Here is a 25,008-nt window from a genome sequence, read left to right as displayed (position 1 = left end):
ATTTATGCATTCGCAGGATTGGAACAGCTTGATTGAATCTTGCATTTTATAGCCGAGGCTAATCAGCGCATGAACGAAGAATTACATTTTTATCATTTCGACCTGCCAGTTGGCCTTTGGCGTCAACTTAAGAAATGGAATGCTATTTTGAGCGATCCGCCAACTGAGTATTAGCGTTCGAGTAAGATATTTTTTTAGAGACCGCAGAGGCGGACAGCAGCCCCTATTAATTTGTCATTAATGCCTGAATTCATTTAGGCAACAATGACAAACTCGGATCGCTTTCAATAACCGTTTTAACGGTTCTAAAATTTTTTTGAGCTCAAGTTGAAAGTAATGGTCACTCGGCGCATGCTCATAATGACAATCTTTACCCATTCATTCGCTAAGGTTACGCTAGTAGCCAGTTGGATGGGAGAAATCTGCAAGTCCAACAATCGACATGGAACCAGATACCTCACTTTTTTCGGAATGAAATTTTTAATTCAAATTTGATGGTTTTTGTTCAGGCCCTTATTAATTTCAATCGATATCTCAATAGGGCACCACTTCCATCAAAATTGTGGACACGCTCCTTGATTCCCTCCCAAATGAGACTGGTCAACCCTCTAATCAATTCGCTTTATAAAATTTTCAGATTCGTAGTCAAGAGGATAGCTGACCTCCCAGATACCTGCTCCCCCAGTTTCCCAATCATTGGATCACTTCAACTCCATGAATTTCGGCTATGGTAACTAATTCCCTGAGCCGTTGTTTCGAGGGTGGCTCTAAATTTTTAGCTTTATACTCCATGCCAAGGCTGCGATATTTGTCACCAGCCAACCGATGAAATGGCAAGAGTTCTAATTTAATCTCTGCCCCTTTTCCTTTCCCATTAAGATGCTTTGACCGCAATTCAACCAAACTGCGGACAAATTTGGCAATTGCTCCGATCTCTTCAAACGAGTCGTTTACTGTTGGCACGACTGGAGTGCGAAAGATGATCGGTTTGTCGGTGAGGGCCAATCTCTTTGCATTGGCCAGAATTCGCTCGTTAGAATCGCCGCAGGCAGCTTTGTGCTTGACTGGATCGATCAATTTCAAATCCATCAGAATCAAATCAATCGCTGGGAGTAGCTCTTCCAATGTGGACCACGGATAATTCCCAGATGTTTCGATGGCAGTGTGCAAAGCCTCTCTCTTGCAATGCAGAAGCAGAGCTTGGACAAAATCGGCTTGCAACAGCGGCTCTCCACCTGATAGTGTAACACCACCATTCGAGGTTTCATAAAATACCCGATCGCGTAAAATTGCTTCCATCACTTCATCAATTGTCAAATAGCGACCGATCAGTTCCAGCGCATTGGCATAACAAACCTGCACGCAGGCACCACAGGCCCGGCAATTTTCTCGAATGAAAAAATGAAAATTGCCGTCCAAACGATGGGCCTGATTGGGACAGATCGAAACACATTGGCCGCAGGCAATGCATCGCTCGGCGAAAAATTGAATTTGAGGCTGCGCCTGCCTTCCCTCGGGATTATGACACCAAAAACAGCGCAATGAACAGCCCTTTAAAAATATCGTCGTCCGAATGCCAGGCCCATCATGGATGGAGAAGCGCTGAATATTGAAAATTAGTCCTTTCATTGTCTCCGCATCATCAATTTTTAAAATTTAAAAATGATCGAACAGGGATTGTCAATACATACGGCAACGAAAGGTTATTTTGCCGGTTTGATCATCTAATCAAGAAACACCTGCATTCCGAAGCAAGGATTACATTTTTTCAATTTTCAAAAGAATCTGACCATTGAAAAAGATGCGATCTAATTCAAATCGATGCCTAATATCTCAATTTATCTCTTTAGAATCAAGCGAAAAATCAGCTTTCAATTGTTCGATCAATAAAAAAGACCCGCACCGCTACAAGAACGGCCGGGTCTTGGAAATCCAACCAATCAAAGTGGTATAAAGGGATTTGTCGGCTGACTCAGCTAAAGGCGCGATTTGAGTTCATTCCATCAAATCAAGTTCAGCCTGAACGCTAAAGTCCTTTGACAAAGGTGCTCAGGAATAACAGGACAAAGCTGACCAGCAACAATACGAATTGCCAACCAGTGAAAAGATGCACATTAGGCAAGAGCCACTGAAAGACAATGGCGATAATAGCGAGAATCAGAGAGATCCACCAGGTGAATTTTTTCGGTGCGCTGAGACGCATATTTGCTCCCTCCTAATTTAGGTGAATGTTTGGTTTATTGCGTGATGGTCCATTGAGAACCATTTTTTTCATTCGCTGATAATCCAAAATCCATAATCCAGACTTCAGCCATCACTAAGACGAAATGCAATCACCCACTCTTGAGATAAAAATAAAAAAATATTTATAATTGTCAAGTGATTTTTCTATTCAAGAACGCTGGAATTTTAGGAGACGTCCTATCGAAAGCGAACACCAATGAGAATGAAGACACTGAAGCGTGTTCGGTCTGGCAAAATTTTTCATCTTGACAAAGTAAATTAAATTTTCTATATTGAATAAAAAGAAAAATCGGCTGATCATTTCCCTACCAAATTTCAATTGTCTAAAAAGGAGCTGCCACTGTGAAGATCACCAGCCGAAAAATCATCGCATTTTGGGTAGGAGCAGGGCTGACGCTATTGATGATACCAACAATCGCAGCCCAGCCGATCCCACAAAACAATATCCCATATGCATGGAACGTGAGCTTGATCGGGCGTTACGGCTTTGGCCCCTGTTTGGCAGCATCAGCCAATGCTAATGGCACAAGTGCATATTTTGGGAACGGAGCATATTTTGAAATTGCCGATATCTCGAATGCAGCCAACCCGAGCCGAGCGAGTCGCTTGCTGCTGCCTGATGCGATCTATCATATTGCGATCTCCAGCAATTACGCATATATCGCCAATGCAGGTGCGGGCTTGCGGGTGATCGATATATCACGACCAAATAATCCGGTCGAGCAATCTTATCTTGAAACATTAGGGATTGCGAGCGGGTTGGTCATTAGCGGCACGCGTCTTTTGATAGCCGATGGCCCTAATGGTCTGTTGGTCATCGATATCTCCATCCCCTGGCAGCCCAAGCAAATGGGAGCAGTTGACAGCGATGGTTGGGCCAAGAAAGTCGCCACCGATGCCAATGGATATTTTGCTTACGTTGCGGATCAGCACGGAGGACTACAGGTATTTGACATCACCAATCCATATGCTCCAGCGCGTGCAGGAAAGTATACGACTTTTGACGGGGTAATGGATGTCGCAATAAGCGGCAATTTCGCTTATGTCGCTGCTGGTTCGGCTGGCCTGCGGGTGCTCGATATTTCGGATCGGTATGCAAACCCGATTGAGCGTGGCGCGCTCGAGACGTTTCAATTTGCCACTGCGATCTCGCTGAAGGGAAATTACGCCTATCTCGCCGACCAAGAAACTGGCTTATGGATCATTGACGTATCCCGTCCTGAGACCCCTTCGGTGGTGGGACATTACGATACAGCAGGCCAACCTTATGAACTGGCCTTGACGAATAACTTGGCATTGGTCGCCGATGGCGCGAACGGGCTACGATGCATCAATGTCGATAATTTCTCTGCCCCGATGGAAATATCGTTTATCGAGACCGATGGTTTCTCCCGCGGGATAGCTCTTGAGGGGAATTCCGCTTTTCTGGTCAAACGCGAAGCTGGTATCCGACTGATTGACGTGGCGGATCGTACCAACCCATCTCGAATCAGCTCATTGGATTTGAGCGGGCAAGCAGAGGATGTTGTTCTCAATAATCGCCTGGCTTACCTCACCAATTTTGATAAGGGGCTGCGCATTGTTTCATTCGAGGATCCCATAACCCCTAAAGAGATCGGAGCGGCCGATCAAAACCTAAGCGCCAAGCGGGTAGCTATTCAAAATGATCTCGCTTATGTGGCTGATCCGACGTTTGGATTGCGCATTATCGATATCAGCGATCCTTTTCAACCGAGTGTCATTCGATCAGTAGAGTTGCCTGGCAAACGCGCCGAAGCGATCGCTATAAAAGACCATTATGCGTTTATCGCGGCTGGTGATGATGGATTGGTTATTTTTGATATCCATAATCCTTCTCAACCTGTCAAGATGGGCAGCCTATCTGTGAATGGGACAGCCATCAGCGTTGATGTGAACGATCACTATGCTTATCTCGGAACAGCCCAAAATTACTTATGGTTGATCGACATCCTCGATCCCGTGCGTCCCATTCGTATCGGACAAATGCAGCTAATTAGCCCGGCCTTTGAAATTGTGGCCCAGCAGCGCTATCTATACATCGCCAACGGCGCCAGTGGCTTACGCGTTATCGACGTGATGAATCCAGCTGATCCGAAAGAAGTGGGATTCTACGTGGCCGGTAGCACAGCTTATGGGGTTGCAGTAGATCAGGAATATGTTTATTTATCCTGCGATGAAACAGGGCTGTTCATCCTGAAATTTTTGCCGCTATTTAAAAACGAGGCGCCTTTCGCTCCAGTACTTGTAGCTCCTCTGAACAATAGTTTCATCAATCAACTGAATCCGAAATTGAGCTGGTTTGTTCCTGGCGATCCCAATAACGATCTGCTGCATTTTAAAATTGAATTGGATCGTGATGGCAATTGGGGTATTCCCGACTTTTTGGTCGAGTCAAACAAGAACCCGACAGGCTTTTCACCGAGCCCGCCAGTCGACGCCGCCTCTGGTGTTGCAAGCTATGTGATTCAATCCCCGCTCACTGAAGGGGAGTGGTTTTGGCGGGTTTCTGCCTTTGATGGTATGATTTATGGCCCATTTTCCGATGCTTGGAAGTTCACTGCCGATACTACACGGCCGAAAATCACGAAATTGAGTTTTCTTCAGCCTGGCTATCAAGAAAATTGGTTCAATCCAGGGCAAACTGATTCAGCTACGTTGATCGTTTCTTATGATGAGTTGTATCCCAAAGCCATCGAATTGGCTGGGCCAATTTTAGCCGATACGCTTGTTCAAATTGCGATTCGAGCTGGAATCAATCAAACAACGGCATTTCATTTTTCCATCGCCAACAAAAAAGATGGAAATTACCCGATACAGGTGAGCCTTCAGGACAGCGCTGGAAATATTGGGAGCGCAGTCACGACTATTCAAATTGACGGCACAGCACCATTTGGCTATTTCAGTAGCGCGCCAGACACTATCGCTGAAGGTCAGCCTTATCTCGTTCAGGTCCTTGGTGCCACGGACAGCCTAGGCTGCGGTGTGGCTCAGATTTTTATGGATGTGTTTCAAGATACCTTAGGAACCCCGACCACGCCCAGAGACTTGATGTCTGGACAAATCGAACCAGGCGTCTATTTCTATAGCTATTATGCCATAGACCATCTCGGTAATCGGGGAATTATCAAAACTGATACGACCGTCGTGACTCCAGTTTATACAGCCGTTCCAATTTTTGCAACAGTGTCTGACAGCGAAGTCTTTGCCGGTGATAGTTTCTGGGTCGAGATTCAAATCGGCAATGAGGGCGAGCCAGTCGAAAACTTGTTTCAAGTAGATTTGATCCTCAAATATTCTGAACCCCAGTATGTGTCTGTCGACAGTATCGTCCTTGGAAATTTATTTGGGTCGTCAGCTATCCTCTCATATCAATTTGACATACCTGATGGTCAAATCTCTATAAAAATTTCTCAGCCTCCAGGCCAGATCGGTGTCAATGGTTATGGCAGCCTGGCTGCAATTCAATTTTTTAGCGATGACAATACCCCAGACCAGAGCGAGATCCAGTTCAGCATTCCCACCACCAGCGCCAGTGATCCCGACGACTATCCTATCCCACTGCTGGCATCTGGGACAAGCATTCGGATCGTTCAGCCGCTGCGCGATTTTCTCATGAATGTCGTGCCCGATACCCAGATGGTCTTCCCAGGCGATAGCGCAAAGTTTGACGTGTCGCTGACCCCGGTGGGAGTCTTCGATTTTCCAGTTACCCTCTCGATTCTGAATGTCCCTGAGGGAATTCAAGCGATTTATCCGAACGAACCAATTTCGATTCCAGCGACGCAAACGATCATTTTCGCCACCACGGAAGCCCTTGTCCCAGGCGATTACTCGCTAATCATCACAGCTTTCGGAGGTGGCATCAGCCATTCAGACACCATATTCATCAATGTCCAGCCCCGGCCCATTCCGCCCGATTTTATCATGATCGTCCAGCCGGATAGCCAGAATATTTATCAGGGCGGCAGCGCGGATGTAACGCTCAGCTTCCAGCCGATCGGGGACTTCGATTCATATATTAGCGTTTCTGTCTCGAATCTGCCCAGTGGGATGTCTGTCAGCTTGCCTGTAGAGCCGTTCACCATTCCCAATCAAGTTAAGTTAACATTCGCTACCGATTCAGAGATCTTGCCAGGACCCTATTCACCAATTATTGCAGCAGCAGGGGGAGGCATTACCCATCTGGATACGGTCACGATCATCGTGAATGAAAAAATCGTCCAGCCCGATTTTTCAATTTCGGTCGTGCCAGATAGCCAAACGATCTACCAGGGGGAATCGGCTGTGTTCGAGGTTTCATTAGCGCCTATTGGCCAGTGGACAGATGCGGTGATTCTGACCATTTCGAATATTCCAGATGGCATGTTTGCAGATTATCCAAAAGAGCCATTTTCGATCCCGGCAATTTTGAATGTGACATTTTCCACAACGCCCGAGATTGTACCTGGGAGCTATCAGCCAGTGATCGGAGCAAGCGATGGCGGGATAACTCATCAGGATACGGTGACCATCGTCGTTCTCCAAAAAGTGGTCCCAGCCGATTTTTCGATGTCCGTAGTTCCAGATAGTCAGAGTATCTATCAGGGCGAAACTGCGACCTTTCAACTATCATTTGAGCCGATCGGAGATTTCTCGGCGGCTATAAGCCTGCAGATAACTGATCTGCCGCTTGGTATGAGAGCGCAATATCCTTCTGAGCCGTTTGCAATTCCAACTTCATTTGCTATCGCATTTTCCACCGCGACCGATATCGAACCGGGAGTCTATTATCCAGTCATTACTGCCACTGGAGGCGGGATCACCCATCAGACAAGAATTGCTATTCGCGTGCTACAACGAATGGATTTCATTATGATCATCGAGCCGGATAGTCAGGCAGTGGTGGTGGGTGAGCACATCCAATTTTTCATCTCATTTATTCCAGTCGGTGGCTTTGACGCTCAGATTACGGTCTCTGTGTCCAATGTCCCAGAGGGGATGGAAGCCAGATATACGTCCCGTCCATTCAGTATCCCGTTTTCCATCAGCCTTGAGTTCTGGGTGCCACGCAATTTTCCGCAAGGTCTATACTATCCGACTGTCACTGCCACAGGGGGTGGGATTACCCATCAGGAGACAGTGGTGGTCAATGTGTTGCCGCGCCAGGGAACCATTCAACAGTTTTCGGTGCTGCCGAACCCATTCACGCCGAATAACGATGGCTTCAATGATTACACCGAATTTCAAATCCCAGATGCCATCTCAGGCGATATCTTGATTTCTATTTTCGATATCAGCGGAAGAAAGATCATCGATCTCAAAAATTCCTTCATCTGGGCAGGTCTGGATGATCGGGGCAAGGTGGTAAAGCCGGGCGCTTATATCTATATCGTCAAACAAGGAAGCAAAGTGATCGCCAAAGGGATCATTAGTATTGCGAGATGATTGGACTTATTGGGTGACTGGTTCGTTGGACAATTGGGCTCGATGTGCAATTTTTCAATGTATGGCATTTTACCAATAAATTGGACGCATTTCTAATCTGATTGACCCAACGATTCCCCAATTGCCAAATCGCCAAAAAAATGCTGGAAGGTTTTGGAAGATGAAAAGATTAGCCGCGTTATGTATTTTGCTATTAGTTCCAATCGTCGGAATTGCTCAGGGTGTCCGCGGCAATGTGGGCAATTCCAATGATCCACGGACTCTATTTTTATCCCCGGCAGCGATGGCGCTTCAACAGGATCCGCAATTTGTGGCTGGCTACGAGCTATACCATTTTGGCTTGGAGGGAGCTGGGCTAAAAAATGGTTTTGCGGGCATCATATATCCGTGGCGCCCATTTGGCAGTCTGGGCTTGACTGGGCATTACTTCAGCTCTGGTATTTATCGGACGAGCAACCTCGCTCTGGGATATGGTCGTTCGATATTAGATGACAGGCTTTGCTTGGGATTGGACATTGGGTTGCTGGCTGTCTCTTATGCTGAAGAGAACTTCAAGCTCAGGGACCTGAATGATCCTGTGTTTGCGCAGGGGGCCTCGAAGAGCGTGCTCGATTTCGGCGTCAGCTTGCTGATAAATCCTTTGGATCCTTTTTTCGTTGGATTGGGGGTTAAGCATATCAATCGTCCTGATATCTCGCTGGCAGACGATATTGTCCGCTTGCCGATCCAGTTTCACAGCGGGCTACTTTTAAAGACTCGCATCGCGAACCCGACACTCAGCTTTTGTTACGAGGAGGATCAGATCGATTTTCAGATTGGAATGGAGCGGTGGTTCGCAGAGCAACGTGCCATGATGCGGGCAAATTTCTATCGCTATGAGCTCGGGGCCGGTGCGGCCTTCATGATTCCGATCCAGCAGCACTGGTTGCGTTTCGACTATGAGTATCGCTACCCTCTCTCTGAGCTGAGCCAGGTCTCTGGTGCTTCCCATTTATTGCTATTGTCCTATGTCCTGTCGCGGCCGAGATATGATTTCGAGCTCGTCGCCGAGGCTACCAGCCAGTCAATCTATCCCGGCGAACAGGCGCGTTATCGTATCGGCGTCAAGCGGATCGGCAATTTCAATGATCCAGTTCGCGTCAAAATTGGTGAAATGCCTTCCTATCTTGAATATAGCATAGTCCCGCTGCACCACAATGATGACCAAGGTCTGATGCTTACGATTACTCCGTCCTACCAATGCCCGCCTGGCGATTACCCGATCCAACTGATTGCTCAGAGCCGCGAAAAACAGAAGCAACTCCCGATCCATCTCACGGTGAAAAAGCGGCCGGCCTTGGGAGCGGATGTCCTTGCTTCCGTGGATAAATTAATCATCCGTGAGACCACCCGCATCTTCAGTCGTGATCCGCTCTTGCCCTATATCTTTTTTGATGAGGGCAGTGCTGTGCTCAGTCCAAAACGATATGAAATTTTAAATCCAGAGCAGCATCGAATGACCAAATTTGTCTTTTCTCCTGAAAGGCTGCTGGATATCTTGACCAAATATCGTAACACGCTCAATGTGATTGCCAAAAGGCTGTGGGATCATCCTGAAATGGAGATCATCGTTCGCGGGTATAATTCCGATTGGGGGATCGAAAAAGGCGATCTTGAGCTATCGAGGCGACGCGCCGAAGCGGTCCGGGATTACCTGGTCAAAAATTGCGGGGTGAACCCGCGACAGATCAAAATTGAGGCTTATGGTTTACCCCCAGACCCAGCCAGCAATCTCGATCCCCGCGGCCGCGAAGAAAATCAGCGGGTCGAAATCACATGCCCCCCTAACTCCCAGCCCATTCTCGATCCCATTGTCACCGAAACCAGCGAAATCGCCTCTTCCCATGATCAATGTGAATTTTATATTCAGAATTTAGTTGCAGAATCAGGGTTAAAAAGGTGGGAGCTGGTCATTTTGACCGAACCACAGGATACCTTCAAAGTCTTCGCTGGCAAAAACCCAGTGCACGACCAGATCGTCTGGGACTGGAAGAACGACCTTGGGCAAAGCGTATCCATTGGGAAAAGCTACCGATACCAACTGCGACTTTGGGATCAATTCGGGCAGGAATTTGCAACCAGTCCAAAAGAGATTCGGGTGGAACGAATCAGTGAGGTCGCTCGGGAATACATCCAAAAGAACATCGAGAAGACGCGATTAATCCTGTTCAAATATGACCGAGCCGATATGGACCTGTCGCAAAAGTCATTGCGAGATGAGTTAGAATTAAACGCTGGGAAATTGCGCAGCAATTCAGTTGCTACTTTGCTCATTCAGGGGCACACCGACGTGATCGGTGATCCAGATTACAACATGCGGCTCTCGCTTCGACGCGCCGAAACGGTGGCCCGCTATTTCATGGATCAGGGCATCTCCAAAACCCGAATGACCTACCAGGGTTTTGGCATGAACAAGCCGCTGATCGATAACGATTTGCCCGAGGGAAGGATGATGAATCGAAGGGTAGAGATTTTTATTTTGTATTAATAATGTCATGGAGGGGACAAACGTACTAAATAGGTGTGTCATGCTTGCAAATGCAGGCATTTCCAAATTTTCTCATGTGGCAAGAACACCTACCATCGGTGGGGATCCCGGTGCCATTTCAAACTGCATCTATTGTGGAAGATCATATACAATATAAACTCCCCAAAATGATCACCAATGAAAAAATGAGCATCCTTTGATTACAAAACACCGTGAAAGAGGCAGAATTAAAATTTTTCGGGAAGTTTTCGTGTCTTTCTGGTTGGTTTGAGCGGATACTTTTTGTTATTATTTTCAATCTCTAATTTTGGTTTACTTTTGAAGCAGGCGTCAGCGATCGATTGCAAAGCTTCCAAAGCATTAAGGACTATTCATCTTCGCATTATTTATCTCCGTTCGATCACAACATATTCGGAACCTAGGCCTGAGCAGAATCGAAAAGTAGAGCTGGGAACCTCACTCATTTGTCAATCGTTAATCAAATAAACACCGTTAATGAGGACGAAATGAGAGGTCATTTCATCTTTCGATTGAAGTCGGTGTCTGAGATCAGTTCTTCACATTGCGACAAGTGAGCCCTTCAGTGAGATGTTTCATTCGGTTTGCCCCAATAGCATCGATGAATTGACCAAGTCCTCGATCAACTCAGCCCATCAACTTTATCTCTTTTTCTTAAGCGATAATGAACCTTGGATCAAAAAATGGAGGGGCCGCTATGAAGACTTACCAACTTATCTTCTTAGCGATTATTACATCGCTATTTTTGTTTTGTTCGCAAGCCACCGAGCCATCCAGGAGCGATTACTTCAGTGAGGATATTAAAATCGAATTGTTGAAAAGAATCTACTTGCTGGATGTTAGCAAATCATGGAAGTGGGAGGAACTGAATTATTACAAACGGACTGGAAAAGATCTGGTTACTTGGTACACAGAACATGAGTTCATCCAAAAGTTGAAAAGTGAACTCGATAATCTTGACTTTAGTCGGTCGGGCATATTATTGCTGGCAGCAAGCCAACTGGACGAGGCAGAGCAACTCTTGTTCGATGTTTTGAAAAACGCGAATGACCAATTTCTCCGGTTCAATGCAGCAAGAGCGCTAGCTTATCGCAAGAAAAAAGATGGACTTGATCTTTTGTATCGGTGTGCCGCTGGAGATTTGGTACTGACCAGTTCTGAATTGGAGCGACATGATGCTGCATTAGCTTTATTGTTGCTTGGCGAAAGGCTGCCACAAGAATACTTGAATTCAGGCTTTGCTGATCCGCTTTATGTCAAACTTTCAAATTAAATCTAAAAAAATGGAGGTTACAATGAAAAAGGGTAGCTTGCTGTTAGGGGGGATCGCCTTAATGATTTTGGCTTGCCTTGGCTGCGAGAAAAACCCGGTTTCAATCTCCCTCAAATCTGTCAAAGAGTTCTCTACAGAAAAAAGACCAATTTCAATCTTATTTGAGAATCAATCAGGCTTGGTTTTTGTCGTCAATTCCAATCCAGCTCGACAAAATAATAGCTATAAGATTCAATGCTTTGATCGACAGGGCAACTACCAAAAAACAATTGTCGATTTCACCGATAAACCAGGTGGCGCTTATGCGCGCTATGAACCGATCGACATGGCAATGGATTCGGATCGCATTCTTCATGTCCTGGTAAAGCCCTATTCGCAACTAATGGATGGTTCTTGGGTTCCATGTCAAGGTTTTTGCATTTTAAGATTTCAGATTGATGGCCGATTTATTGGTGAATTCGACTTTGCTCAGTTTGAAGCACAGTTGCCTCCAGCGGCGATCGCTTGTTATCAAGGCTATGTCTACGTGACGAATGGCTTGCAACTGATGAAAATCGATAAGGATAATGGGTTACACTTTGAAATCCCTCTGCCAACGGAGCAAGATTCGTCTTTGCGATTGGTTTCTGATATGAGCATTGATTCCAAAGGGTCCGTCTGGCTGGTAGGGCAGGCGTCTTTCCCCGACTCAACAGTGGGATGCCATCTCACGCGGATCAGTTTGATGGAAAATAGTCTCATAAAATATTATTCAAAGGGGAGAACCAATGACTTTGGTTCCATGGTGAACAATCCTGGAATCGCTATCGACCGAGAGGATCGTATTTACTTGGCTACGTTTTATTGTCGGACGTTAGAGGTATTCAATCGAGATGGTAAATTTCTGGATCAGATCGAGCTGGATCATGCGGCCGGAAGCCTGCCGATCGATGTGGCGGTGGACCAGCAGGGCGATGTGTTTGTGGCAGACTATGGTGCCAATCGAGTCGTGATTTTGAAGAAAAGTTAGCCCCCAGCTATGACCTGGGGGCGTTAGCGCAGCTCGGGGAGTTGAAGCAATATCGCACTGATTCGTCAGCGAGGCAGACCCAACTGTTGTAATTTTGCTGAGGTGGGGATGCCATTCTCATCCCAGCCTCGGAGCCGATAATATTTTTGCAGCAGGTCGTGAAAGAATTCCCGTGTCATTTTCTTGCCTTTCAACAGACCAGCGGTCATTTCCTCCTCGAAGAACCGTGGCGGGAGAGTATCGTCTTTGCCCGTTCGGCCATTGTTCAAATTATAAAGTCGAGCTAAATTATGAATGCGTTCACCAATCATCATTAATTTTTCAGGCGTGAATTCCATCCCAGTCGCTTTCGATAGAATTGGTGCCAGGCGATCTAGGCCGAACATCAGAAAATCGCATACCACCAGCGAGTTGCGAATATTGATCTCGTCCTGGCCTTTATACACATATTCCGGCAGGCCTTCGATGGTGAGATTGCCGTTCATCTCATCGGTAGCGGTCCAGAGCCGCGTATGGCTGGCAAAATCCGATGTGGCCATGGCCAGCCCCATGGACATGCAACCTTTGATATTAACGCCGGATATTTCCATGCCATAAGTATTGATGGCAAAATATTCCGAGCCCTGGCCAATGGCTTGAGATGCCAGTCGCGTCCCATTGGCAAATAGATCGCCAATACCTTTTCGATGGGCGATCTTGGCAATGAGATTTAGCAGCGCTTCACCATTGCCGAAGTTCAATTTCAAGCCATCGGTCTCTTTGAGCAAGCCCTTTTCGTAGCACTCCATGGCAAAGGAACAGGTGACGCCGGTTGAGATTGTATCCAGTCCGAGATCATCGCAGAGCAAGTTGGCCTTGGCTACGGTTTTGGCATCGCTGATCTCGCACCCGGACCCCAAAAAGGCGGTTGTTTCGTACTCTGGACCTTCCAGCTCGTAGCCGTCCCATTTGGCCATTTTAGAGCATTTGATAATACAATTGAAACAGCCGACGCTTTTCCAGTTCAACTCCCGTTTCATCGTTTCTGAGGTGATCTTCTCATATTGATCAAACAGACCCTTTTGAAAATTGCGCGTAGGAAGGAATTGCCCAATCTCCTGCCCCATTCGGATCCACATCATGGTGCCGAGATCATATCTCAGCTTGGCCTTGGGATGCTCGCGCACGTCATCGGTCAGTATTTTGTTGAGCTCCTTGAATCCAGCCTCATCGGCGTAATGGATTTTTTCATTGCCATTGACCACGACGGCCTTTAAATTTTTCGACCCCATCACCGCGCCAGCACCGCCGCGGCCAAATTGCCGATAGAGATCGCAGCCGATACAAGCATAGAGCACCTGATTTTCTCCTGCTGGGCCAATCGAAGCGACTCGACTGCCAGGATGGTTTTGTTTTAAGCTTTTTTCGGTCTCAAAGATGCCTTTTCCCCACAATTGATTTGCGTCGCGAATTTCGCAGCCTTTGGGTGTGATATAAAGATAAACCGGTTGTTCCGATTTCCCACGAATCACAATATAATCGTACCCCGCTCGCTTTAATGCAGGCCCGAAGTGGCCACCAGCATGGGTATCCAAAAAGCCGTTGGTGAGCGGCGACTTGGTGACTACGGTGGATCGAGCCGAGGTTTGAACCAAGGTGCCAGTCAGTGGCCCGGTGACGAAAATGAGCAGATTTTCCGGGGATAGCGCATCGACCCGGGGAGCGAGATCATACAATAATCGCAATCCCATTCCTTTTGCGCCAACATAATTTTCTGCTAATTGAGGATCGAGCGTGCCTGTGGTAATCTCGCGGGTTGTCAAATCGATTGACATGAATTTATTCATGTATGCGCCGTACATATCTTGGTCTCCTTCTGAGATAAGCATTGATCAGTGGTTTATGAAGAGAAGTGAACTCCATTGCAGGCAGCATGATGGATGGAGTATGAAAATTAGGCAACCTTCCATCTTATTGAATGAAGCAAAAGCTTTTTTTCCCGAATCAACAAGATCATACCTTGCGCCATGCCCTATGCGCCTTGCATGGAAAGCTGTTACCTGCCCGTCACGGTGCGATGAATATCCAATAGGTCGCTTAAAACTGAAAATCCAGTCTCGATTTTCCCAGCCCCTTTGCCGATGACCGTCACATTGCCCATGAGATCGGTTTCGAAGGTGATGGCATTGGTAGCACCCATCACGCTTGCCAAGGGATCGGAAAGCGGCAGTTTTTTGGGCGCAACCTTGGCTTTGATTTTGCCTTCTTGGATGCTGGTCTCGCCGATGAGCTTCCAGCGCGCTCCTTCTGCTTTGGCTTTTTGAACATCTTCGAGCGTGATTTTGGTAATGCCCTCTCGTTCGGCGTCTTGGAATTTCACATTGCCTCCCATCAACACATTGGAAAGGATAATCACTTTGGCCAATGCATCCCAGCCCTCAACATCGCCTGTGGGATCAGCCTCAGCATACCCCAATTCCTGGGCTTTTTTCAAAGCCGCTTCATAAGATTTGCCTTGCTCCATCTCGGTCAAGATGAAGTTGGTCGTGCCGTTCAAAATGCCGCTGATACGGGTGAAGTTGCAGCCAGCCAGACTTTTCATCCCAGTATTGAGCACTGGAGTGCCGCTCATCACTGTCCCCTCGATGCCGAACATCAAGCCTTTTGAGCTGGCTAATTTTTTCAGATCATGATAGAACAGCGCCACTGGGCCTTTGTTGGTCGTGACCACATGCATCCCTCTTTGGAAAGCCGCTCGGCAATGCGATGTCGCAGGCTCGCCGGTCTTCACATCTGTGTAGGAAACCTCGATCATAATATCCGCATCAACCCGGTTAATGGTGGTCAGCGCATCCATTCCAGTTGTTCCATGCGAGTATTCATTCAGCTTTTTGCCAGATTTCACCAGATCGAGCAACATTATAGGATCAAGCCCCTGCGGATTGGCAATCGATCCTTTCAGCAAATCTGAGACAGCGACAATTTCATACTCAAAACCAAACTTTTGTTGGAGAAAATCTTTTTTAGAAATGAGAATTTCGGTTAATCCCTGACCAACAACTCCGAATCCGATTAAAATAAGTTTGTGCTTCATCGTTCGCTCCGTTGTTTTCGTTGATATTTATTCAATCCGCCTTTAATTCACCAGTAGCATCAGGCAAAATGGCCTTTTTCTAATGTTGAAGAACGAATGAAATAATGTAAATAAAAAGCATCAGTCATTTTTTAATAGGGTACTCGTTGATGCTTGAAAATTGAAGCAGGGACAAATTTAGGATTTGAGCCGCTTTTTGATGATTTGCCCAATCACTTTAATCGCTTGTTCGATTTCATGATTTGACGATTGCGCATAAGATAACCGCATCGTATTGCAGCCACTGCCATCAATGTAAAAAGGTGCTCCAGAGATGAAAGCGACGTTGTTGGCCACTGCTTCCTCCAGAATTTCTCCAGCATCCATGTAGTCTGGCAATCGAACGAAGATGAAAAATCCCCCTTTCGGTCGGTTCCATTGAACCGATTCAGGAAAGTACCGTTCCAGCGCTTGTAGCATGAAATCGCGTTTGGCCTGATAGAACGAAATATTTTTTTGGATCTGTTGCTCCAGATACCCCCGTTTGCAGAATTCGTACATGAGATATTGGGATAGCGTGCAGCTACAGGCATCAATATATTGCTTGGCAATAGCCATCTTGCGAATGACTTGAGCCTCCCCAGCAGCCCAGGCAAGCCGAATCCCTGGAGAAAACACTTTTGAAAACGATCGGAGGTAGATAACTCGCTCCGATCGATCCAGTGCTTTTAAAGCTGGCAGCGATTGGGCCTCGAAATTTATGTCGCCGTATGGATTATCCTCGACAATCATGAAATTATATTCATTGGCCAACTGGATCACTTGATGCCGACGATCTAAAGCTAAGGTGGCTCCAGTGGGATTTTGGAAATTCGGTTGGATGTAAAGCAATTTGATCCGCTGGCCATTTCGATACAATTCCTTTAATTTTTGTTCAAATTGATCGGTTTGAATGCCATGGTCATCGATTGGAATTCCGATGACTTTGGCGCCATAGATCGTGAAGGCACCGAGGAAATAAGTGGGCAACTCTGCACAGATCAGATCGCCGGGGTTAATCAATGTTTTGCCAGCCAGATCCATTCCTTGGGTTGAGCCAGTGGTCAGCAGGATCTGATCGGCCGTGATGTCGATATGCTCGTGCTGTTTGGCCCATTGAGCGATGAACTCCCGAAATTCGGGCAGGCCTTCAGTCGTCCCGTATTGTAAGGCATAGCGCCACTGTTTCTCGAGAATATCCGCAAGGATCTCGCGTGCTTCCTCGACGGGGAATGTCGCTGGGTCTGGCCATCCACCAGCCAGAGAAATGATCTCTGGTTTGGCGATCAATTTGCAAATTTCACGGATAGCAGAGGCTTTCATCTGTTTGATATGCTCTGAATAGAGCTCAGCAAATTTTTCTTCCATAGGCCATCCGTTGATTATAATGAGCTGCTACCGAATTTCACGCGGATGCCCCGTTTCATGAACTCTCGTGCATCTCTGGTGCATCGCAGACATTTGTAGTACATCACATCGCCGATGATATTTGACTTCTGATCCAATTCCTCTTTGGAAATGAAATAGGCCTCCATGGTATCCATCTCGCGAGCGGTTCCGTCGCTTTCATATTTGAAAGTCATATTGGTACCGTTCTCCAGCACCCGAATCGCGTTGTCGAACCAATTATAATCTGCCGCCCCAAGATCGGGATTGATAAAAATATGCGCTGCCAAGCTCACCCCTTTGATCCCGCTTGCTTTTAATTCATCACTGCAACGAATGAAGTTCTCTGGCGTCACAGCATTGCCGATATTCACCTCATAAATTGGACTGGTCCCATCATCGCGCAAGTATTCTTTCATGATATTGAGCAACATGCGGAACTGCATCAGATTTTGGGTGGATAGTAACATGGAAACTTTGATGTGAAGGTCTGTCAGATCGCGGCCGTAGTAGCAAATCGCTATAATGGTGCTCCAACTTGGATTCAAATAGAAATTACCGCCGGTGGCCTTAGCGCAACGGGTGATCCCATCCAAATAGATCAGATGATTGTCATTGGACACCTCAATGCCGCCGAAATTGCCGAAAAATGTGCCTTGGTTGACCAATCTGAGCTTTGAAGTTTCGCGATCAATTGAAATGCGGGGGAATTTTTTGCCAGTAACTTTCTCTAATTCCTGAAAACGCTTTTCGGGCTGCGGAATACCAATCAGATTGGTGTTGCAAAACTTGGAGACTTTCATGATGTTTTCTGCCATGGTCAAAGTCGCAAGCAAATCCCCGTTGTATACATAGTCATCGGTCAATGCCATCACCGAGATCATTTCTGCTGGGACATAGACTGGAATATCAGTTTGAGCGCTTTCGGCAATGCGTTGCATACAGCGAAAAGTCGCTTTAGCGCCTTGAAACCCAGAAACCTGAGAAGTGGCAATACCGAATCGTTCGTTGTATCGAATATTCGCCGACCGTTCGAAATCCTGCACTTTAGCAAATTGTTTCACCAATTGTTCGGCTCGCTCGATCATCGTTCCAAAACCTTTCTCCGCAAGAATCCTTTTTCGAACCGAAAAATCGCGCATATGATGCATCGTTCGCATAATCTCTTCTGCACCGCCATGGTATGCCTTTAGCGCATCCATGGCTTTAAGGTCGTCTGGGGACAGTAATTTGTAATGCATAAATTTGATCTCCTTGTTTTAGCGGTTCAAGGCAGAATTCATGATTTGACCAATTTATAAATCGATCTGGAATAAATGACGGTTGTTGCCAGACATATTATATTGCCAGTCAGTAGGTCATTGCTGCGGGGTGATGGAAACTCGGGAATGGATGGAGTAATTCGATTGCTTTTGAACGGTGAGATGATTAACAGCGGTCGCTTTTCTGCTCGCATATCTCAATTTAGTTCGGTTAGAAAATCAATTGTGCTACCAAGAAAATATAACATTTTAATAAAAAGTCAAGTCATTTCTTAAAAATTGATCCCTTTGCTCCAATCTTTTGAGCCACGCTGTGTTCTTACAAATGGTCATCAAAGTGGAAGGGAAATCTTGCTGATCATGACACAGAGATTCATCCTTCCGCAATACTACAATTTGAGGCTTTAGCTATGAAACAGGGAGCCTCGCAAAGGCAAATCACCTCCTCAACAAATAAATCAAAATTGTGCTAAAGAGTTGCCATGCTTCGGCAAATCAGAAAGCGACCATGTCTGATCTAAAGTAGCAAGGCTGAGTTCAGAAAAGATGATGAAAAATTCAGATAGCTGTGGATCGAAAGGCAGAGACTGATAAATATCCCAACAATGATCTGCCCGAAAAATAAAGATCGAGGCACATTCTTTTTTTCCATTGAACCTTGGCTGCACAAAGATCTATCACTTAGTTCTTTGTCGAATTTTCGATGACCAAACCGATCGCTTGATCGAACTTCTTGGTTAGGCTGTGCGAAAGCGAGTTCATTTTTTCTTAAAGATTCTTCTCATCCAGAATGAGTTGCCTCGGGGCGTTGTTGGCAAATAGCCAGAATAGGACGAGCGAACGTCCTCGACGGAAATGAACGCCTTGGGTTCAATGCTTAGGACCAATTTGATAAAATCGTTCACTTTTTTTCGGGAAATAACTGAGAACAAAATATGGACCACACCGCTAGCACCGCGGCCTTTTAGCACGGTGACGCCGTAGCCCTCGTTGCGGAGTTCGTTGGGAAGCAATTGCAGAGGGCTGGTTGAGATGATGCGCACGATCTGATATCCCAACGCCAGTTTCGATTCGATCAACATGCCGACATAGTTTCCCGTGGCGAATCCAGCACCATAGGCGATGTAGCACACGACATTGGTTAAATTTTGCATCACTTTGCCGATCGCCGCCAACCAGATGATCACCTCAAAGAATCCCATTAGAGGGGCGATCAGCCGGTTGCCGCGCGATAATAAGATCACCCGAATCGTTCCAATCGAAACATCGATGATCCGGGCGGAAAAAATTAAAGCCGGAACAATGACATAATCTACGATCGAATCTGTCATATCCCACCTTTGCTCTAAATGATCAAATCAAAAACTCTTTGCCATAACAGTTCCCAGACTACGAAAAAATTAATAAGCGCCAGTGAAATGTAACGATGGTAAAAAGTCAATTCTTGCCAATCTTAAAAAGAAAGATTGAAATTCATGCCGTCAATCATGGTTGATATAATTATCCTTTCAGCTCGGATGCGCGATGCGCCATCATCAATCCTCATTCCAACCGACCTCCCTTGCGCTGAATATAAAGATTTTGTTTTAAAATTTCAATCGAAATTTTAACCAGAGATAGTTTGGCCGTCCATTTCATAGATGGCTATTGACTTTAAAAAGAAATATTGTTAATATTGGCTAATGAATTTAAATGAGAGGGAGTAAAGCGCATGAACAAAATAGTCGATTTGCGAAGCGATACAGTCACTCGGCCTTCCCCTGAGATGCGACGCGCCATGGCCGAGGCAGAGGTGGGAGACGATGTGTTTGGTGACGATCCCACGGTGAATCTTCTCCAAACGAAGGTGGCTGAACTCTTGGGCAAAGAAGCAGCGCTGTTTACGCCGTCGGGTACTATGGCCAATACGATCGCCATTTTGGCGCACACCCAGCCCGGGGATGAGGTGATTGTGGAGCGAGAATCGCATACTTTCAATTATGAAGTTGCTGGAGCGGCGGTCATCGGCGGGGTACAGATCAATACCATCTTGGGAGAGCGCGGGATAATCACGGCTGATCAGATCGCCAGAGAGATTCGGGAGCCGAACGTGCATGTGCCACCTACTCGATTGATCTGTTTGGAGAACACGCACAATCGCGGAGGTGGTTCGATCTATCCAATCGATAAGATTCAAGCCATCCACGCGTTAGCACAGCAACATGGACTCAAAATGCATCTGGACGGCGCTCGATTGTTCAATGCCTGTGTGGCCACAGGGCTCCATCCCAAAGATTACGCCAAGTATTTCGATTCAGTGATGTTCTGCTTCTCCAAGGGACTTGGCGCGCCAGTTGGTTCAATCTTGGCTGGTTCAAAGCCATTTATCCAGCGAGCCCATCGCATTCGCAAGATGCTGGGCGGCGGAATGCGTCAAGTGGGAATTTTAGCAGCCGCTGCGCTTTATGCTCTTGAACATAATGTGCAGCGACTGGCCGAGGATCATCGCCATGCGAAGATGCTGGCAACTGCTTTGGCTCAAATTAAAGGCTTTCGCCTCGATCCTGATCAAGTGGAAACCAACATCGTGATTTTTGACGTCGCTCATTCGGGCAGATCCGTAGCAGAGGTACTGAATCGTCTGAAGTCAAAGGGCATCCTTATGGTACCTTTCGGTCCATCGCTGGTGCGAGCCGTCACCCATCTCGATGTTTCTCGCGAGGATATCGATTTCACAATCCAGACGCTTCATGAATTATTTGACTGATTTTTGTGCTTGTTGCTAAATGGATTTGCCCTTTGATTGCCTGCGTTGTCACCAATCTTCCATCTGCAACAGCGGCGGCAGGGCTTATTAATGGGTTGATCATGTTGATACCCTTGGCGTTCAGGGGCAATGATCGGCGAGTTACGTAATTTGGTCAGATTCCTCACTTCGTTCGGAATGACATTTTCTCGGCATTTAGCGGATTTGATTGGAGAGTTTCGTGAGGGCGTTTCTATTTAAGAGACTGCACCAATTGTTTCAGGGATCGCTGAAGCGCGGAATGGCAGAGGCTTCGTTGCTGCTGGTTATTTTCTCACCAACCAGAGCAGAGCCGATAGCAGATAGGTGATCATCAGACCGAGCGAACTGATAAAAATTGCCAGATACAGGATTGGTAGAAATGCAAAGATGTATTTTGATGCGCTGAGGATAATGGTCGAAGGTTCCTTGACCAAAGGGTAGATAAAAAGGTTCAATAGCGCGATAGTCACGAGCAATGCAGTGATTGGATACCAGAAATTTCTAAAATCTGATGCCGAGGGAGAGAGGTGATTGGCAATACCCAGCATCAAGAACAAAAACACGTATAATTTCCAATCGCGCAGCATTTCGGGTGAAAAAAATGTGTCGTACAAATAATTGAAGAAATGAAACGCAGTCTTTCCAAATAGCAGATAGCTCTTCCATTCCAAGGCATTGTCGATGGTGAGATAATAGACACGTGGGACATGCTCAGCGAATAGCGCGAACTCAGGGAAAACGAACGAGCTAATTAAATAAATGGCCGCTGCGCCACCGAAAAATGGAGCGATGGCGATGAAAGTGTTGCCGATGACTGCCTGGTAAAAATTGTCGATCTTGTAGCTATGGGCGACATATCCCATGGAGCCAGTCTCTGGGTCCGGCTGAAACAGCTTGAGATCCTGGACTTTGTGGAACGATAGCACGGCGAACAAATAATGGCTGAACTCATGGATCGGTGTGCCGATCCATGCAGTCACCAACAGCGCCTTCCAGCCGCCAATATAATAGAGCCGACGGTTTTGCTCCCGAGATAGCACGTTCAAAATGATGCAACAAAAAATGATCGGGAAAAAAAGACCGAAAAATATTTTGAAGGTGATCAAAAGCACCTGACCGAGATAGTGAACCACGGGAGCCAAAGCTTCGCCATCCTCCTGGTTTGAAAGATTTCGATTGGGCTGAATGAGCCGGATCTACGCCCCTATTCAATCATGTATTCATCCGCGAGGTGCAAATTAGGATCGATGGATACAAATTGATTAAAACAATAAGGCAATTACAATCGCACCATTTCTTTAAATTCCTGTTCACTCAAAATCTTTACTCCTAACTCTCGAGCTTTAGTGGCTTTTGAGCCGGGATCAGTACCCACCACAACGTAGTCGGTTTTTTTGCTGACCGACGAAGCAGCGTGCCCGCCCAGCGATTCCACCAATCGTTCTGCCTCATCGCGTGTCATACTTTGCAAGGTGCCAGTGAAGACAAACGTTTTTCCTGCCAGGAGATCCCCTTTAGCAGCAACTGGGGATTGGATCTTAATGCCAGCCTGAAGCAGACGATCGATGGTGTTGAGATTTTTAGGCTCGCTGAAAAACTGGACGATGCTTTGCGCTGTTTGTGTGCCGATCTCATAGACGCCCAGCAGTTCCTCGTAGCTGGCGTTTTTCAGATTGTCCAGCGTTTTAAAATGATCAGCTAACAGGCTGGCGGTGTGCTCGCCGACATAGCGGATGCCCAAGCTATAAATAAATCGGTCCAGCGGGATATTTTTACTGCGCTCCAGGGCGTCGAGGATATTTTGAGCCGATTTGTTGGCCATTCGCTCCAAATTAGCCCATTGAGATTTGGTCAGAAAATAGAGATCGGCAGTATCTTTTACCAGCCCTTTGTCCACCAGTTGGTCGATCAATTTATCTCCCAAGCCCTCGATATCCATCGCATCGCGGCTGGCGAAATGTCGGATTTGCTGTTTGAGCTGGGCGGGGCAGGATAGGTTCTGGCAGCGATGGGCAGCCTCACCAGGGAGCCGAACCACATGGCCGCCGCAGACCGGACAAGTATCTGGAATCTGGTATTTTCGCTCTGCCCCGGTGCGTCGTGATTCCACCACCTTCACCACCTCAGGGATGACATCTCCAGCCCGTTGCACTACTACCCAATCCCCGATGCGGATGTCCTTGCTATCGATTTCATCCTGGTTGTGCAGCGTGGCACGGCTCACCTCCACGCCGCCGATCTGCACCGGGCGCATGATCGCCACTGGCGTCAAGGTCCCAGTTCTGCCCACCTGAGCCTTGATATCCAGTATCTGGGTGATCTCCTGCCGAGCGGGAAATTTGTAGGCGATAGCCCATCGTGGGCTGCGCGATTTGATGCCAACCAACTCCCGCTGGGCCAAACTATTTAATTTGATCACCACGCCGTCGATCTCGTAGGCCATTTGCTCGCGCTGTTGCTCAAGTTCGCGATAAAATTGAAACACCTCATCGAGGCTTTGGCAGAGACGACGTTGCGGCGTTACGCGCAAGCCCCAAGCCTGCAATGCATCCAAAAATTGCCAATGCGTTTCGAATTCATAGCCAATCACCTGGCCCAAACTATGAAAGAAGATCTCCAGCGGGCGCGATGCAGTGATCTTCGGGTCTAATTGGCGCAGCGAACCAGCAGCAGCATTGCGCGGGTTAGCGAATAACGGCTCGCCAGCCTGCTCCCTTTGGCGATTGAGCGCCTCGAACGCTCTCACTGGAAAAACAACTTCACCCCGAACCTCAATCCGCTCAGGAATCGGCAGCTTTCGGTCAATTAACCGAAGAGGAACGGTTCGAATCGTCTTCAAATTTTGCGTGACGTTCTCGCCCACCATGCCATCGCCTCGGGTTGAGCCGACCGTGAAGCTACCCCGCTCGTAGATGAGCTCCACAGCCAGCCCATCTAATTTGCATTCAGCTACATATTCGATCTTCTCGCCTGCCGGCAAAAGTTTCCGAAGGCGATTATCGAATTCCCGAATATCAGCCTCATCGAATCCGTTATCCAGGCTCAACATAGGGATCGTATGAGCCACGGTCTCAAACGCCTCCAGCGGTGCTGCCCCAACCCGCTGCGTCGGCGAATCCGGGGTGATTAACTCTGGATATTGCTGCTCCAGTTGCTGTAGTTCCCGCATCAACCGATCATATTCCGCATCGGAGATCTCAGGCTCATCCAAAACATAATAGCGGTAATTATGATAATTGATTTGATCCCTTAATTCTTTAATTCGCTTTTCGATGGTTGGAGTAATCATGGTTCGACTCCGTTGATTGGGAAGAACTCAGAGTTACATTTCATTTGGGAACATCAAATTGCGAATGAAACTAAGCGCATGGGCCCAATTTTTTGTCCGTTTGCCATTCGCAATTACTCCGATGCTCCTAAAGGCTTAGAATTGCCAATGATGGTGACCGAAATAGCTTCCACCACCCATCAAACTCCCGTGTTTGGACCGAAATCAGTCCGAATGGCTGATGAATCGGAGCTTTGGCTGATTCGATAAGCGGCGGTGAAGCGCCTTAGCGCGGCTGCTCCTTCTCCTTAGATTTCTCCAGCAATGCCCTGACCCTGCGAACCAGTTCGTCTGGCATAATCGGCTTTTCTGCGTAATCGTCGGTCTTCATCCAATAACCATCGAGTTCCTGAGAGAAACCGAAGCCAGTCACTTCGGCTACTGAAGTGAGCATCAAAATGGGGATTCGCTTGAAAATCGGATCAGCTTTGATCTGTTTTGCAAACGAAAAACCAGCATCATGTTTTTCCATCATCAGATCGAGCACTATCAAATCTGGATGTTCGACCTTTACTTTATCAATCCCCTCACGGCCGGAGAAGGCGGTAACCACTTCAAAGCCGCTATTTTCGAGCACCGCTTTATTCAAATCCACAAAGTCAACATCGTTGTCAACCAACAAAATTTTTATTTTATCAGCCACTGCAAGTCTCCTTCT

General features: G+C 46.9%; 15 protein-coding genes. 5 read left to right on the top strand and 10 right to left on the bottom strand.

Annotation, left to right across the window (positions count from 1 at the left end; genetic code table 11):
• Window positions 1–693: 693 nt before the first annotated feature.
• Both ONB37_12545 and ONB37_12540 read right to left on the bottom strand, forming a co-directional pair.
• The gene (locus tag ONB37_12545) at window positions 694–1,629 is read right to left on the bottom strand and encodes a glycyl-radical enzyme activating protein (protein ID MDZ7400983.1); all 936 of its coding nucleotides are present in this window, start codon (window positions 1,627–1,629) and stop codon (window positions 694–696) included.
• Window positions 1,630–2,026: 397 nt separating this feature from the next.
• Entirely contained in the window at window positions 2,027–2,203 is a 177-nt protein-coding gene (locus ONB37_12540; protein MDZ7400982.1) for a hypothetical protein, read from the bottom strand.
• A gap of 383 nt (window positions 2,204–2,586) precedes the next feature.
• On the opposite strand from ONB37_12540, the gene ONB37_12535 reads away from it, so the two are divergent.
• The 4 genes from ONB37_12535 (at window position 2,587) to ONB37_12520 (ending at window position 12,516) form a co-directional block, all read left to right on the top strand.
• Window positions 2,587–7,689, top strand: coding sequence for a gliding motility-associated C-terminal domain-containing protein (locus ONB37_12535; protein MDZ7400981.1), 5,103 nt, complete (start codon window positions 2,587–2,589; stop codon window positions 7,687–7,689).
• Window positions 7,690–7,849: 160 nt separating this feature from the next.
• The gene (locus tag ONB37_12530) at window positions 7,850–10,216 is read left to right on the top strand and encodes an OmpA family protein (protein MDZ7400980.1); all 2,367 of its coding nucleotides are present in this window, start codon (window positions 7,850–7,852) and stop codon (window positions 10,214–10,216) included.
• Window positions 10,217–10,931: 715 nt separating this feature from the next.
• A complete protein-coding gene (locus tag ONB37_12525) occupies window positions 10,932–11,507 on the top strand; it encodes a hypothetical protein (GenBank protein MDZ7400979.1) in 576 nt (191 codons plus the stop codon).
• A gap of 22 nt (window positions 11,508–11,529) precedes the next feature.
• Window positions 11,530–12,516, top strand: coding sequence for a hypothetical protein (locus ONB37_12520; protein ID MDZ7400978.1), 987 nt, complete (start codon window positions 11,530–11,532; stop codon window positions 12,514–12,516).
• 65 nt (window positions 12,517–12,581) lie between these two features.
• On the opposite strand, the gene ONB37_12515 is transcribed toward ONB37_12520, so the two are convergent.
• The 5 genes from ONB37_12515 to ONB37_12495 all read right to left on the bottom strand — a co-directional run bounded on the left by ONB37_12515 (window position 12,582) and on the right by ONB37_12495 (window position 19,586).
• Window positions 12,582–14,357 carry an aldehyde ferredoxin oxidoreductase family protein gene (locus ONB37_12515; protein ID MDZ7400977.1) on the bottom strand — a complete coding sequence of 592 codons (1,776 nt, stop codon included), beginning with the start codon at window positions 14,355–14,357 and terminating at the stop codon, window positions 12,582–12,584.
• Between the two features lie 194 nt (window positions 14,358–14,551).
• Window positions 14,552–15,589: a homoserine dehydrogenase gene (locus ONB37_12510; GenBank protein ID MDZ7400976.1), complete on the bottom strand. Its 1,038-nt coding sequence runs from the start codon at window positions 15,587–15,589 to the stop codon at window positions 14,552–14,554.
• Window positions 15,590–15,766: 177 nt separating this feature from the next.
• Entirely contained in the window at window positions 15,767–16,975 is a 1,209-nt protein-coding gene (locus ONB37_12505) for a PLP-dependent aminotransferase family protein (protein MDZ7400975.1), read from the bottom strand.
• Between the two features lie 14 nt (window positions 16,976–16,989).
• Window positions 16,990–18,234, bottom strand: coding sequence for a hypothetical protein (locus ONB37_12500; GenBank protein ID MDZ7400974.1), 1,245 nt, complete (start codon window positions 18,232–18,234; stop codon window positions 16,990–16,992).
• Between the two features lie 779 nt (window positions 18,235–19,013).
• Complete coding sequence (locus ONB37_12495) at window positions 19,014–19,586, bottom strand: DUF2179 domain-containing protein (GenBank protein ID MDZ7400973.1); 573 nt, start codon at window positions 19,584–19,586, stop codon at window positions 19,014–19,016.
• Between the two features lie 380 nt (window positions 19,587–19,966).
• Between ONB37_12495 and ltaE the strand changes: the two genes are divergently transcribed.
• A complete protein-coding gene (ltaE, locus tag ONB37_12490) occupies window positions 19,967–21,001 on the top strand; it encodes a low-specificity L-threonine aldolase (GenBank protein ID MDZ7400972.1) in 1,035 nt (344 codons plus the stop codon).
• A gap of 305 nt (window positions 21,002–21,306) precedes the next feature.
• Here the strand turns inward: ltaE and ONB37_12485 are convergent, their stop codons facing one another.
• The 3 genes from ONB37_12485 to ONB37_12475 form a co-directional block, all read right to left on the bottom strand.
• Complete coding sequence (locus tag ONB37_12485) at window positions 21,307–22,164, bottom strand: hypothetical protein (protein MDZ7400971.1); 858 nt, start codon at window positions 22,162–22,164, stop codon at window positions 21,307–21,309.
• A 137-nt stretch (window positions 22,165–22,301) separates the two neighbouring features.
• Window positions 22,302–24,311 (bottom strand): NAD-dependent DNA ligase LigA, encoded by a 2,010-nt coding sequence (ligA, locus tag ONB37_12480; protein ID MDZ7400970.1) that lies wholly within the window; start codon window positions 24,309–24,311, stop codon window positions 22,302–22,304.
• Between the two features lie 265 nt (window positions 24,312–24,576).
• Window positions 24,577–24,993, bottom strand: a complete 417-nt coding sequence (locus tag ONB37_12475; GenBank protein MDZ7400969.1) for a response regulator — start codon at window positions 24,991–24,993, stop codon at window positions 24,577–24,579.
• Window positions 24,994–25,008: the final 15 nt, after the last annotated feature.

The sequence above is a fragment of the candidate division KSB1 bacterium genome (genome assembly GCA_034506395.1).
Taxonomy (GTDB): Bacteria; Zhuqueibacterota; Zhuqueibacteria; order Thermofontimicrobiales; family Thermofontimicrobiaceae; genus Thermofontimicrobium.
The sequence above is the reverse complement of the archived record's forward strand: the minus strand, read 5'-3'. Positions and strand labels throughout refer to the sequence as shown.